The 14,129-nt window shown below is 58.8% G+C and carries 10 protein-coding genes; 4 read left to right on the forward strand and 6 right to left on the reverse strand.

What is annotated here, in order from left to right; all coding sequences use genetic code 11:
- Positions 1 to 3: 3 nt before the first annotated feature.
- Positions 4 to 675, reverse strand: a complete 672-nt coding sequence (locus HDF15_RS12975; protein ID WP_184256167.1) for a DUF1844 domain-containing protein — start codon at positions 673 to 675, stop codon at positions 4 to 6.
- Between the two features lie 116 nt (positions 676 to 791).
- Positions 792 to 1,745 carry a folate-binding protein YgfZ gene (locus HDF15_RS12980; RefSeq protein WP_184256169.1) on the reverse strand — a complete coding sequence of 318 codons (954 nt, stop codon included), beginning with the start codon at positions 1,743 to 1,745 and terminating at the stop codon, positions 792 to 794.
- A gap of 153 nt (positions 1,746 to 1,898) precedes the next feature.
- On the opposite strand from HDF15_RS12980, the gene HDF15_RS12985 reads away from it, so the two are divergent.
- Entirely contained in the window at positions 1,899 to 3,488 is a 1,590-nt protein-coding gene (locus HDF15_RS12985; protein WP_184256171.1) for a hypothetical protein, read from the forward strand.
- Positions 3,489 to 3,757: 269 nt separating this feature from the next.
- On the opposite strand, the gene HDF15_RS26245 is transcribed toward HDF15_RS12985, so the two are convergent.
- Complete coding sequence (locus tag HDF15_RS26245; RefSeq protein ID WP_184256173.1) at positions 3,758 to 6,004, reverse strand: lipopolysaccharide assembly protein LapB; 2,247 nt, start codon at positions 6,002 to 6,004, stop codon at positions 3,758 to 3,760.
- A gap of 86 nt (positions 6,005 to 6,090) precedes the next feature.
- On the opposite strand from HDF15_RS26245, the gene HDF15_RS12995 reads away from it, so the two are divergent.
- On the forward strand, positions 6,091 to 6,927 hold the full coding sequence (locus tag HDF15_RS12995) for a hypothetical protein (protein WP_184256175.1): 837 nt from the start codon (positions 6,091 to 6,093) through the stop codon (positions 6,925 to 6,927).
- Positions 6,928 to 6,929: 2 nt separating this feature from the next.
- Here HDF15_RS12995 and HDF15_RS13000 read toward each other — a convergent pair whose 3' ends face one another.
- The 3 genes from HDF15_RS13000 to HDF15_RS13010 are packed head-to-tail and all read right to left on the reverse strand — an operon-like array spanning position 6,930 to position 12,833.
- Positions 6,930 to 8,354: an efflux transporter outer membrane subunit gene (locus HDF15_RS13000; RefSeq protein WP_311733095.1), complete on the reverse strand. Its 1,425-nt coding sequence runs from the start codon at positions 8,352 to 8,354 to the stop codon at positions 6,930 to 6,932.
- Between the two features lie 52 nt (positions 8,355 to 8,406).
- Complete coding sequence (locus tag HDF15_RS13005) at positions 8,407 to 9,660, reverse strand: efflux RND transporter periplasmic adaptor subunit (RefSeq protein WP_184256179.1); 1,254 nt, start codon at positions 9,658 to 9,660, stop codon at positions 8,407 to 8,409.
- Positions 9,657 to 12,833 carry an efflux RND transporter permease subunit gene (locus HDF15_RS13010; RefSeq protein WP_184256181.1) on the reverse strand — a complete coding sequence of 1,059 codons (3,177 nt, stop codon included), beginning with the start codon at positions 12,831 to 12,833 and terminating at the stop codon, positions 9,657 to 9,659. Before HDF15_RS13010 ends, HDF15_RS13005 begins: the two co-directional genes overlap by 4 nt.
- A gap of 139 nt (positions 12,834 to 12,972) precedes the next feature.
- On the opposite strand from HDF15_RS13010, the gene HDF15_RS13015 reads away from it, so the two are divergent.
- Entirely contained in the window at positions 12,973 to 13,257 is a 285-nt protein-coding gene (locus HDF15_RS13015; RefSeq protein WP_223295510.1) for a helix-turn-helix transcriptional regulator, read from the forward strand.
- An 81-nt stretch (positions 13,258 to 13,338) separates the two neighbouring features.
- Positions 13,339 to 13,836, forward strand: coding sequence for an NADH-quinone oxidoreductase subunit I (locus HDF15_RS13020; RefSeq protein ID WP_014265330.1), 498 nt, complete (start codon positions 13,339 to 13,341; stop codon positions 13,834 to 13,836).
- The last annotated feature ends 293 nt before the right edge of the window (positions 13,837 to 14,129 follow it).

Consider the following 14,129-nt stretch of genomic DNA (forward strand, 5'->3'; position numbering starts at 1 on the left):
TGACTAGCGAACGATGCTCGGGCCGTTCTGGCCGCTGGGGGGCATGCCGGTTCCGGGAGCGCCCTGCCTGCCTGCGGCCTGGCGGGAGAGTGCCTGGGTGATCTCGAGGAAGCCCATCTGCATCTCGAAGAGGGCCGAGCGTACCAGCTTGTCTTCGGCTTCGGAGAGATTGCCCCTGGTCTTCTCGGCCACGACGGCGAGCATATCGACGGACTGGCGTGCGCCAAGCAGGTCGACCTGCGGGGTCTGGCCGGGTTCGGCGGTGCCGCCGAGCTGGATGATCGCCTGCATGTAGATCGACTGCACGAGGCGATCGAAGGTCATTTCGGGCAGACGGTCCATGCCCGGATTGGTGGCACGAATGGCGGTGTCCAGGCGCTCGACGGTGGCGTTATAGGCACGCGCTGCCTGCTCGCTCTGCTCCGCCGTGGGTGCGGGGGGCAGCTCTTCGCCGGTCTCGACGTCGGCGGCTTCTTCAGCAGCGGGCTTGTCGGGAACGGCCTGAGGGCCGGTTAGCCGGGCTGACGAGTCGTAGGCGTCCTGTGGGGGCTTGGGCTTTTCGAGCGTTTCAGGGCGCGCGGGTTTGGGTTCGGAGGGGGGCGCGTCGGGACGGATGTCACCTTCCGCAGTGAACTTGCGACGATCGTTGACGACAAACTCTTTGATTTCGGCCATATTGTTCTCAATGATATTGGATGCCGGCGGTCATCGTTGCGATTGCCGCCGGAATTGATTGTTGCGGTGAGCTCTGGAAAATGGATCGGTTGAGCTACGAGCTAAGAGGGGTCGAGCTATGAGTTTCCTGGGCTGCGGGGGATGGCTGTGCCGCCAGCGTAGGTAAGGGGCTGGTGGGTATCCAATGCTTCACGGCGGATGTAGCCCAGGGCGAGCAGCGTGGGGCCTTCGGGCAAGGGCACGACTGCGGCGCTGGTGAGTTCGCCGACCGGTTTGCCGTTGGCTTCGATGGGCGCAGGCAGTGTGGGCAGATCGCCGGTGAGACGGAAGGCTGTGAAGGTGCGATGCACCTGTCCACGCGAGCGGATGCGCTCGACGATCTCCTGGCCGAGATAGCAGCCCTTGTTGAAGTGCAGGGCGTGGGCTTGGGCGGTCTCCTGCGGCAGATCGCGGTCGCGGATGTCCTGGCTGAAGCGTGGCGTGGCTTCGATGAGCCGGAGCTGCTCCAGGGATGCTACGGATACCTCGACTGCTCCGGCGTTGCTTAGGCTTTCGCGGAGGACAGCGAGAGAAGCTGGATCGTCCCATAGCTCATAGCGGGGAACGGAGCCTGCGGCAGGGGTAAGCAGCAGAAGCGATTTCGCATGGCTGAGATGCAGCGGGTCGAGTGTAGGCAGTTCTGATGCAGCAAGAATTGCAGGGGTTTTCGCGCCAACTAATAGCAATCCTTGCTTCTCGGTGTAAGCGGGAGAGAGCTCAACATCGTCCATGATGATGAAGCGATCAAGATGCTGCTGGATAGATTCGACCTGACTGGTGGAGGTCTCGAGGAGGAACTCGTCACCATCGCGATAGATCGTGCCGTCGCCCTGGATTCGGCCCTGCGCGTTCAGCAGAAAGTTGTAGTTGCCTTCGCCGGGAGCGAGCGATTGAACGGAGTTCGTCACCATGCCGTTGAGCCAGCGCGTCGCGTCCGGGCCGGTAATACGCAGGAAGGCCCGGTCATGGAGCGGAGCAAAAGCGGCGTTTTCGAGGATCTGATGGAGTTCGTGCTGGGTGTTTTCGGCCATGGTTTTCGTACCTCTCAATGATTTCACACAACGGCGAGCAGAATGCATCTCACTCGAAGGACGTCGGCACTATCTCTGTATGAGATGACAGCGCTCCTGTTTAGGCGTCAAAGCATGGGTACACTTGAATAGGCAAAGTACATTGGAGGCGGTTTGAGCTTACGGCGAGCGGTTGGATCTTTGGTGGCGGTGATGGTGCTGAGCGCGGCTCTGCCGTCCTGGTCGCAGGCAGCTTCGCCCGCAAAACAGGATCCCAAGCCTACGCCTTCGCCGCAGGGTAGTGCCACGTCCCCGCAAGTGGATTCGGGGCAGACCTCCGGTACTGTGGATTCGCGCCTGACGAAGTTGCAGGAGAAGCAGTTGCTGGCGAAGCTGGATGACACCTTTCACTTCGTCAGCAAGGACACCGGGCTCGAGATCAAGCGGCCGATCAAGAGCAAGTTCACCTCTCGGGATGAGGTAAGCAAGTTTCTGCGCAAGAAGTTCGACGAAGACAAAGACACCAAGCGGATGGAGAACAGTGAGCTGGTGCTGAAGAAGTTCGGGCTGTTGGACCGCGACTTCCATCTGCGCCCTTTTATGCTGAGCCTGCTGACCGAGCAGATCGCCGGCTTCTACGACAACAAGACCCAGACCATGAACCTGCTGGACTGGGTTCCGCTGGACCAGCAGGAGCCTGTGATGGCTCATGAGCTGACCCATGCGCTGCAGGATCAGCGTGTAGGGCTGACGAAGTGGGAGAACCAGGAACAAGAGGGCATTGCCAAGGACGTAGGCGAGGACAACAAGCATATCCAGACCGACGAGGTGGACACCGCTCGCGAGGCCGTGCTCGAAGGGCAGGCGATGGTGACCTTCGCCGACTACATGTTGCGGGATTCGGGCAAGACCCTGAAGGATATGCCGCAGGTGGGCGAGCAACTGCGTAGCGGCGCCGGAGACATGGGCGATTCACCGGTGCTGGCGCGGGCTCCGTTGTTGCTGCAACAGTCCTTGTTGTTCCCGTATTCGGAGGGCCTGGCGTTCGAGCAGGAGGTCCTGGTGAAGAAAGGGCCTGCGCGCGCCTTTGCCGGTGTGCTCGACAGTCCGCCCAGTTCCAGCTTCGAGATCATGCATCCGGATAAATTCCTGGCCCATGTTCCGGTTCCGGTAATGCAGATGCCGGATATTCATCCTCTGCTGGAAGAGGCTGGCTATGCGCCGTACGATATCGGCGTGATGGGCGAGCTCGATGTGCGGATTACCGCAGAGCTGTTTGGCGGCCGCCCGCTGGCCGAGGCGCTGGCTCCGAACTGGAACGGTGGCATCTACTACGCGGCGCAGCGCAAGAACGCGACTGAGGCAGAGAAGCAGACGACGGCTTCTCTGGCACTGCTGTACAGCTCGCGATGGAAGAATGACGACTCGGCGCGTAGCTTCTTTACGGTGTTCGAGGAAGAGTTGCCCCGGCAGTATGACGGGTTAAAGCGCCGCAAGCAGGATGAGAAGGACGATACCGAGCGGGTGTACTCGACGCACGAGGGCGATGTGTTTCTCTCGGTCGTAGACGATCGCGTGTGGGTGAGCGAAGGCTTCGATCTGACCTTGGCGCGCAAGCTGCGCGATGCGGTGGACGGAGCGCAGGGGGTTGGGCCGATCCAGGTGGCTTCGTCTGTAAAGGGGAAGGAACTGACTGGCGATCTCTCGCACTGGATGGGATCGCTGGGGGTGGTGCTTCCTCGTGTGGATATAGTTTCGCGGTAAGGTAGCTCTGCACAAGTTCAGTCTGTAAGCTATCTTGCTTTTATTCTGGGTGTTGTTTTTCTGGTTGTCATTCCGAGCGAAGCGAGGAACCTGCTGTTCGCTTGTGTCGCCACAGCATCTTCCATGGCTATAGTTCTGGCCATGTGTTTTCAGGGAATACGAGCGAAGAACGGGAGACAGCAGGTTCCTCGCTCCGCTCGGAATGACAACCAGAAAAGCAAAGGCAACAACAGTAAAGGCAGGTTATCGTGCTGCGGGCATTGCTGCCTTCAGCGTGGGATTTGACTCACGAGTGACTCTGCCTTTTCCTGGGCATGCAGAGCCTGATCCTGTCTTCCTGTGGCCGTGTACATTGCGGCCAGGATCTTCCACCGGCCAGCTACCGCAGGGGTTTCCTGTACGGCTTTCTCTTCTGCTGCAACGGCCGCAGGCCAGTTCGACAACTGGCTGTAGGCTGCCGCTTCGGCGTCGTAGAGGTCGGCTTTTGCCGGGCTACTGTCTGGTAGCACCTGCGATGCCTCCTGCAGTGTCTGTAATGCCGTGTTCGCCTGGCCGTTGAGTACCTCTGCCTTGGCCAGCGATAACTCGACTGAAAATTCGGGTTGGGCAGCTAATCGCAAGGCTCTCTGAAAGGCATAGACCGCTTCGGGATAGCGTCGCTGATTCGCATAGAGCAATCCAAGCTGATACCAGGCGGCATCGGACTCGGACATCTTCAAGCTGCTGCGGAAGGATTCTTCGGCGGCGGCGAATTCACCACGCGAAGCCTGTAGTTGTCCATTCAGCAGAACGAGCGAGCGGTCGCCCTTTGCAATCCGAGAGGCGCTCTCAAGCGCTTGCTGTGCCTCATCGTTCCGGCCTAGCAGGAAATAAAGAACAGTCGCATTGGCGAGCTTCTGATAGTGCTCCATGCGCAGGCGTTTGTTTTGGGGAAGACTTTCATTTTCGACAAGGTGCTGATGTTGGCAGTCAATCCTGAGAGAAGAGAGCTCGGTCTGAGGCAACGCGCCATCGCGCACAAACACAATGGCGGTTGTATCGAAGTAGACCGGTACCCAGTTTCGGCTGCTGCAATCCTCGCGTAGTGGGGCCTCTTCGACTCCCCAGAAGCGGGAGAGAGGCAGGATAACGGTCTTGATGTGGTATGTCGCAACCGCCTGGTTCCACTCTGCAGAGTCGAGAGGGAGATGCGCGAGTTTCAATTGCTCGGAGACAAGTCGATCTCCAAAGGGAAGGTAGCGGCCATCGGCAAAGTCTCGATAGTACGGGCCCAACCTCCAGGTGAGATAGCTGCTCAGGTTGAATGTGGAAAAGAGTTCTGTCGGCAGATGATTTTTTTCTACGAAGGCTGCTGCATCCTGCGGCAGCCACCATGAAGCTCCTGCGCCAAAGAGCGTAATCCGATCCTCGAGGAGAGAGGTACGGTCTGTCGCGACGTCATAACAGCGCCAGGCCACAAACGATAAAACGGCAATCATTCCTGCCCAACGCAATCCCGGCGATCTGGAGAAACGCTGGAGGTGACGCTGAGAGCCTGCTCTCTCTGCAAAAGCTTCGCCTGCAATCAGGCAGGCAACGGGGAGAAAGACGCCCTGCGTTCGCGACGACCAGAGACAGCTCCCAAACGCCAGGGAAAGAAAGAGTGCGAGTCCGAGCTGTCTTTTGTAAAGCAGGAAGACCAGTGCAATTGCAGAGGCTGCAAGCAACCACCAGATGGCGTTGAGAGGAGAGAGCAGTTGCAGTCCTCGCCAGGAGAATTCGCGATACAGCGGCGTCAGCTCCCTGATGACGTTGGACTGCAAGGTCGAGATGTGTTCCTGTGCTGCGATAGCCGCGTAGATGCGAAAACCCCACGGGTTCAGAAGCGTGCAAACAAAACTTGCAGCTATCCACGGAGCAGCCAGCTTCAGTTGACGGAGAGCCCTGTCTCGCTTGGCTTGCTGGGCACAATCGGCGACTTCCGCTGCGATATAACCGAGCATGAGTCCCAGGCCGGAGATAAAGCCGGTATGCAGATTTACCCAGAAGATCATGAGCAGAGGCAGCAGCCACAATCGGCGGCTGTCCCTTCCCAGATAATGATCAAGGAGCACACGGGTATAGGCCGCTGCAATCACAACGGTAAAGATTCCTGAGCGCGGAATCATCTGTCCAGCGAGTGCGGGGACGGCAAGCAGAAGCAGTATTAGTACGGATGTCTTACTGCGCAGTGCCACGATAGCCAGTGTTGCGAGCAGAGCTACGGCGCAGAACCATGAGATGGCCGCATAACCACCAAAGTGAAACAGATGTCGAAAGACAATGCCCGCAAGAGGCGGGTAGACCCATGTCGATCCCGGTGCGGTGTAAGAAAGCACATCGCCGGAGGCTAGTGGGCTGCGGGCGTCCGCCATCTGCCAGCCGAGATCGAAGTCCACTACCGTCTGGAGACCGGCAATGGCTCCATAAAGCATCACGAGCGTCAGCAGGATGAGACGGATCGATGGGGATCGGGTTTGGGCGGAAGAATCTCGCACCGACATCTCTTCCAGAATGCCATTGCTGTGTTGAATGTTCCAGTCCGCCTCTCCTGATACGATGGCACCAACAGATGCGGTTCGCTATGACTTCCAGGACATTATCCGCGGCCATCTCGCTTGTTGCATTCCTTGGATTTTCGTCCGCGCTGTGTGCGCAGGCGGCGAAGACGCCCACGCTGGGAGAGATTCTGCAGCGGCTGGAAGCGAATCTGAACCACTACGACACGGGTGTCCCGAGCTTCTTCTGCGATGAGCATGTCATCTCGAAGATGGAGCCTGGCGTGCGCGATCAGGATACGATTACCGACTCCGTCTTCCGCCTCAAGCGTACTGCCGACTCCGATCACACGACTGCTCTTGTTGAGTCACGTGAGATCAAGAGCGTCAACGGCAAGCCGCCAACGAAACGGGACCTGAAGGGTCCGACCCTGGTGAGCGGCGTGTTTGAGGGCGGTCTCGCCGTCGTCTCCCATAATCAGACATCTTGCATGCGCTACGATCTGCAACGGATTGATCGGAAGCGGCCGACAGATCCTTACATCGTTCGCTTCGCCACGGCTCTTACCCCTGAGAACTCCACCGACTGCCTTCTACAGGAAAAGAGCAAGGGCCGCGTCTTCATCGATCCTGCATCCCTGCAGATCACGCATCTGGAACTCACTACCCCACGTCACACCATCATCCCCGGGAATGCGTATGAATCGGCTGTTGTCGGCAAGCGGGATCTCACGGTGGATTATGCGCCTGTCCTGCTTGGCGGCCAGAGCTTCTGGATGCCCACTACGATTACCTCGCGCAACGTTGGTGGTGTTGGAACCTTTGACGTGACCGTCTGGTCGTTCCAGGCCACTTATCGCAACTACCACAGGCTGGAAGTGACCTCGCGCATTCTTCCTGCTGGCGAAGTACCTGGGCCATGACGTTACTGCCATCCTCCGCCGAGCGCGGCATAGAGCTGTACCAGGGAAGCAGCCTCCTGTTGCTGCGCCTGGGCCAGGAGTAGTTGTGCCGAGTAGAGATCCGTATCTGTCGTGAGTACCTCCAGATAACTGGTGTTTCCGCCGGAGTAACGCAACCGTGCCAGTCGCACGGCATCTGTTGCGGATTTCACCAGCTCCGCCTGGGCTTCGCGATGCTCGCGGGTCTCTTTGTAGGAGACCAGGGAGTTGGAAATGTCCTTGAGTGCTGTGAGGATCGTCTTGCGATACTCGAGCAGCATCTCCTGCTCCTGTGCCTGAGAGAGGTGATAGTTGTTCCGAATGCGACCGCCATCGAAGATCGGTTGTGAGATCGTTCCGGCGGCGTACCAGTAATCGTTTTGTACAGCGAAGAGGGACTGCAGCTGGTTGCTCGACGACCCTCCCAGGCTGGTAAGCGAGATCTGCGGGAAGAACTGCGCCTTGGCTACTCCGATGCGAGCGTTGGCAGCGATCAGTTTTGCCTCGGCCTGTTGGATGTCCGGGCGGCGTTCAAGAAGCTGCGACGGCACGCCGACGGGCACCTCCTGTGGATGCGGCTGCTCGGCAACCGGCAGGCCACGGTCGATCGCTTCGGGATTGTGGCCGAGGAGAATGCTGAGGGTGTTTTCCTGCGCTGCAATCTGGCGGCGCAGATCAGGAAGGTTGGCCTCGGCCGTATGGAGCAGCCCTTCCGCCTGGCGCGTATCCGCAAGCGAGCCTGCGCCATGCCGTTCGAGCGACTGGGTGAGCTTCAGCGAGTCCTGACGGGCCTTGATGGCGTTCTGCGTGACCTCCAGCTGGGCGTCGAGACTTCTTAGTTGAAAGTAGGCCTCGGCAACGCCTTCTACGAGAGTGGAGCGGGTTGCTTTCTGGGCCCATTCGCTGGCTAGCAGGTCAGCGCGCGCAGCTTCGGTCTGGCGGCGATACATGCCCCAGAAGTCCAGGTTCCATGCACCCGATCCGCTGAAGCCGCCTCCGTTGAAGAAGGAGTTGCCCGGCGTGCCGTTGGCGTTATTGCTGATGAGAGATGGAGGCGCCTGTAGCGCGGTGTAGCCGAGTCCGGCAGAGACGGAGGGAAGCTGCTGCGCGTGCGTGATGCCAAGCTGCGCCTGGGCCTCCAGAACGCGCTGGGCTGCGATGTGCAGATCCAGATTGTTTTGGAGTGCTTCTGTGATGAGGCGTTTCAGGACGGGGTCCTGAAAGATCGATGCCCATTGCTGATCGGAAAGAGAGGCCGTCGAGGCCTCAGGAGCGATGTCCGGTGCGAGGACTCCACGATAGCTTTGTGGTGTGGTGTCGACGGGACGCTTGTAGTTGGGGCCCACTTTGCAGCCGACCACCATCAGCGTCAGCACGCCGGCGACGAGGGTTTGCACGATTCTCTTCACGACAACGTTCCTTCTGGAGGGTTCAGCCAACGCCAGGGGGCAGGCAAGATGTTCAGCGCACTTCGACATGTTGACCCTCGTTGAGCAGATCGCTCGGACTGGCTACGAGCGACTCCGAGCCTTGTAGCCCTGCAAGAACTTCGACCTGTGTTCCCATGTCTTTTCCGATGGAGACCGGGGCGAAGTGGATGGTGTGGTCGGCGTTCACGATGACGACATGCATTCCTGCGTGGTCGACGACGAGAGAGCTGGTGGGGATGATGAGCGACGTATGCTGCTCAGGCAGGGTGAACTTGATCTGCGCATACATGCCCGGCAGCAGGGAGCCATCCTTGTTGTCGACCTGCACTTCGGTCAGCATGGTGCGGGCTGCGTTATCGAGAGCGCCAGCGTTGCGAATGACCGTTCCGGTGTAGGGACGGCCGAGGCGTTCTTTGACATCGACGGCCGCCTTCTGGCCATCCTGAATGTTGACCGCCTCGGACTGAGGCACATCGACCTGGATGCGCAACGTGCCGCTCTGCGCAATGCTGAAGAGCGGTTTGATCGTGCTTCCTCCACCGGTGCTGACGAGGTCGCCGCGCTCGACGTTGCGTGCGGTGATGACGCCATCGAACGGAGCGACGATGTGCTCGAAACCTTGCATCTGTAGCAGTCGCGCAACGTTCGCGTGGTTGGCCGTGATGCTTGCCTGAGCGGCTGTGATGTTGGCGTTGGCTGCGGCAACATCGGCAAGCCGGGCATCGTGGGCCTGCACGGCCTCATCGACGATCTGCTGCGAGATAGCGTGCTCTTCGCCCAGGGGAACATCGCGCTCCTTGGTAAGGCGAGTCAGCTCGGCATTGGCCTTAGCTTGTGCGAGCGCTGCTTGTGCCTGCTGGAGCGAAGCCTGCGATTGAGCAAGTGTGGCAAGGGCCTGGAGCAGTTGCTGATCTATTTCAGGTGAAGAGATGATCGCCAGTACCTGGCCTGACTTTACCTTCGTGCCGATGTCGACGTTCCTGCTCTCCAGATAGCCGTCCACGCGGGCGAAGAGGTTGGCGCTGTAGAGCGGCTCTATGTTGCCGGGCAGCTCGAGCTCGGAGGTGGGCTCGCCCTTCTGCGCATGCACCAGCGAGACGACAGGGTGTGTCACGCTGGATTCATTGACTGCGGCCAACGCCTCTCGCTGCCGCGCCAGGCGTGGAAGGATGCCGATAGCGAGCAGGACGGCCAGGATCGCGACTACTCCGACTACCTTGACGAAGGGGCTGCCGGATTTTTGCTGGGTCTTCTGGGTGGGGACGGTTTGAGTCTGCTGGGTCATGCTGCCTCCTGTGGCGTGCTGGCATTTTTTCCGTGGATCAACGTGAACATCAAGGGGACGAAGAAGAGCGTCGCGAAGGTCGCGACTGTGAGGCCGCCGATCACTGCGCGCGCCAGCGGCGCATTCTGCTCGCCGCCCTCGCCCATGCCCAGCGCCATCGGCAACATGCCGACGATCATGGCGAAGGCGGTCATGATGATGGGCCGCAGTCGCGTGAAGCCGGCTGTGATCGCGGACTGGAGAGGATCGACGCCCTTGGCACGAAGCTCATTGGCGAAGGTAACGAGAAGGATCGAGTTGGCTGTGGCCACGCCGATGGACATGATGGCGCCCATGAGGCTGGGGACGTTGAAGGTGGTCTGCGTCAGGAACAGCGCCCACACGATGCCGCAGAACGCTCCGGGCAGTGCGCAGATGATGATGAACGGATCGAGCCAGCTCTGGTAGTTGACCACCATGAGCAGGTAGACCAGCATGGCCGCGAAGGCAAGGCCGAGGCCCAGACGATCGAAGGCTTCGTTCATGCTCTCGACCTGTCCGCGCACGACGATCGTGGTGCCCGCAGGAAGATTTTTGCTCTCTTCCTTCACAATCTGGTTGACCTTTGCAGCCACTGCGCCGAGATCGCTGTCCTGTGTGTTCGCGAAGATGTCCAGGACCGGCGCGCCGTTATGGTGGTTGATCACTACGGGCAGAGTGGCAGGGGTTAAGGTGGCCATGTTTCCCAGCAACTCTGTGCGATTGCTCAGAGTGTGAATCGGAATAGGGGTATTCTGAAGTGCGTTAATCGAGTTGATGTTGTACTGCGGGGTCTGCGCGGCGACGGTGTAGGTGATGCCCATCTTTGGATCCAGCCAGAAGTTGGGTTGGACCTGAGCGCTGGAACTGAGCGAGATGTAAATGCTGTTGGCTACGTCCTGCTCCGTAAGGCCAAACTGTGCTGCCCGCACGCGGTCAATATCGAGATGCAGATCGGGCGCGTCGACGACCTGGTGCATATGGACGTCCACTGCTCCCGGCACGGCAGCCAGACGTGCCCGCAGGCGCCGGGCAACCTCGTAGTTGGCCGGATCGTAGCCTCGTACCTGGACATCGATCGGAGCAGGCAATCCAAAGTTGAGGATCTGAGTCACCATGTCGGCGGGCTGGAAGAAGAACGTGAGATCGGGGAACTGCTGCTGCAGTTGCGACCGTAGTTCTTTCATATATTTCTGCGTCGGGCCGTGATGTTTCTCATCCAGTGCGATCAATACCTCTCCATCGGCACTGCTGATGGTCGCGCCATCGCCGAAGGCATAGTTGAAGGTCTCAGGGGTCAGCCCGATATTGTCTGTGATCAGTGTGATCTCGTCCGCGGGGATGGTCTTGCGTATCTGTTCCTCCACCTGGCTGAAGAGCACCTTGGTGGACTCGATGCGTGTTCCCGGTCTGGCGCGTATGTGCAGTTTGATCTGTCCCGCATCGACAGAGGGAAAGAAGTCTCGACCGATGAAGGGAAGCAGGACAAATGCCGTGGACATGATGGCGATGGAAGCGATCAGCGCGGGCTTGCGATGGGCCAGTACTTTTTCGAGAACCCGTATGTAGCGCGTCTGCACCCAGGTGTAGCCCTGGTTGAAGCGGTCATGCACACGTCCGAAGAAGGAACGCGTGGGCTTAGCCAGGGTCTCGAGATCGAAGTGGCCTTCGAAGGTGTGCTCGGCTCCGAGCATGTAGTTGACCAATACCGGAACCAGTGTGCGGGAGAGGATATACGACGCCAGCATGGCGAAGACGACAGCCAGTGCCATCGGCGTGAAGAGGAACTTCGCCGGACCCGTGAGAAAGACCACCGAGACAAAGACGATGCAGATGGTCAGCGTGGAGACGAGCGTCGGAGTTGCAATCTCGGATGCACCGATCAGCACGGCTTCGCGCAGTGGCTGGCCGTCCATGTGCCGATGAATGTTTTCGATGGTGACGGTTGCATCGTCCACCAGGATGCCGATAGCGAGCGCGAGGCCTCCGAGGGTCATGGTGTTCATCGTCTCGCCCATGGCGCTAAGGACGATGATGGAGCTGAGAATCGAGAGTGGGATGGAGATGGCGATGATCAGCGTGCTACGCCAACTGCCAAGGAAGAGCAGGATCATCAATGCCGTCAGAGAGGCTGCAATCACACCTTCCCGCAGGACGCCCACAATCGCGGCTTTTACAAAGATCGACTGATCGAAGAGTTCCGTGATCTTCAGACCCTTCGGAGCCGCTGCACGGGAGGCGGGCAGCACGTCGTTCTTGACCTGGTTGACGATATCCAGCGTCGAGACAGAACCCGTCTTCATGATGGAAAGAAGGGCCGCCGGTTTGCCGTTGGCACGAGCTACGTTTTGTTGCACGGACCAGCCGTCCCGCACATGGGCAACGTCCCGCATATAAACCAGCGATCCATTGACGGTCTTGATGGGGACGTCGTTCAACGACAGTGCGTCGACCGGGCTGGAGTTGGTGCTGACGGTATATTCACTGTTGCCGACTTTGGCTGTTCCCGAGGGAAGCGTAACGTTTTGTGAATTGATTGCCGCAGTGATATCGATGGGGGTCAAGCCCTTGGCAAGAAGGGCATTTTGATCCAGATCGACCATGATCTGGCGTGCGACACCACCGTAAGGTGTAGGTAGAAGGGTGCCGGGAACGGTGCTCAACTGCTGACGGATGCGGAACAGCCCGTAGTCGTAGATCTCCGATTCGGAGAGCGTATCGCTCGAAAGCGCAAGCTGGATGATCGGCACCGTGGACGCGCTGAAGCGCAGGATCCACGGGGGATTTACGCCAGTCGGCATGCGGAAGCGAATGGAGTTCACCGCTGCGCCTATCTGCGCTGTGGCGGCGTCGATATGTACCTGGGGTTGGAACGAGATTTTAATAACGCTGGCGCCACTGGTCGTCTGTGAATCGATGGCCTTGATGTCGTTGACCGTGGCCATCACGAACTCACTGAAGACCGTGATTCTCTGCTCCATCTCCTTTGCGGGCAGCCCTGTGTAAGTCCAGATTACGGTGACTTCAGGAATATCGATATCAGGAAAGATGTCGGTCGGCGTTGTGGCGATCGCCGAGAATCCCAGAACCAGGATCAGGATCGAAGCTACAATGAACGTGTAGGGCCGGTTTAACGCAAGTCGAACAATCCACATCTTGATCTCTCCACTTTGCAGAGCACTTCACAGGCAAATCAGCGCAATGGTTAGTTAGATGGCTATCGAAATAGTTGGATTCAGAAATGTGTTTTCCGACTCCAAATCAAGGCTGTCGCGTCTCATAGAAATGGAAAAAATGACGGACGATGAGGTCGCGCAAATAGGGAAGGCCCTGGGGGACCCCAATCGCCTGGCCATCTACACCCAAATCGCGGAACATGAGGAACTGTTCTGTGGCGAGATGCACGCCAAGCACGTGATCTCAGCGCCGACGTTGTCGCACCATCTCAAGGTGCTGACAGACCTGGGGCTCATCACCTCTCGCAAAGAGGGACTCAACGTCTACTACCGTGCGCTGCCGGAAAAGTTTGCGAATTACCTGAAATATCTAGGCCAGATCGGCTCGAAGCGCAATCGGTAATCGAGCGTCCGATCCTTTGCTGTCCGCTTGTTGAAAGTGGGCGATAACGCGGTGAGGGCAAAGACGTATACTGGAGATCTTATGTCTATTATCCGCAACGTCGCCGCCATTGCGAAGGGTATGAGCATCACGCTCCGAGAGGGTTTCCAGCCAACCGAGGTGGAGAACTATCCGGACGGTAAAGGCCCGCTGCGCGGTGCGCAGCTTCAGGAGCGCTTCCGCGGCAAGCACCAGTTGCAGCGCGACGAGAACGGCCTTGAGAAGTGTGTGGCCTGCTTCCTGTGCGCCGCAGCCTGCCCCGCGAACTGCATTTACATCGAGGCGGCGGAGAACACCGAAGAGGTCCGCATCTCCTCGGCTGAACGGTATGCGAAGGTCTACAACATCGATTACAACCGCTGCATCTTCTGCGGCTATTGCGTGGAAGCCTGCCCCACCGATGCGATCACGCACGGACACGGCTTCGAACTGGCGAGCCTGAACGCGACCAGCATGGTCATGCGCAAGGAAGATTTGCTGGTGGCCATCTCTTCAGGGCTTCCGCAGTCGAACAAAGAGCATGCAGAGGTTCTGGCTTAGAGACACAGCAGCAAACAAGATTCTTCAGCGGCGGGCCTTCGGGCTCGCCGTATTGCGTTGGGTATATGGTCATGAGTTTGATGCTCGCTTTTCATCTCCTGATCTTTAGGGCCAACGGCCCGTTTCATACCAGCCTGGGGTGAAGCGAACCCGAGTCAGCACGCGATAGCGTGGCGGCTCGGGAAGCGTAGCCCCAGGTCAGGTGCGGGAGAAGAGGTTGAGGGCTGTAGGCCCGACTCATCTGTGCAGGCATGATGAATCGGGCCTACAGCCCTCTGCTCTCTTGTAAACCC

The organism is Granulicella mallensis (assembly GCF_014203225.1).
In the GTDB taxonomy this organism is placed as follows: domain Bacteria; phylum Acidobacteriota; class Terriglobia; order Terriglobales; family Acidobacteriaceae; genus Granulicella; species Granulicella mallensis_A.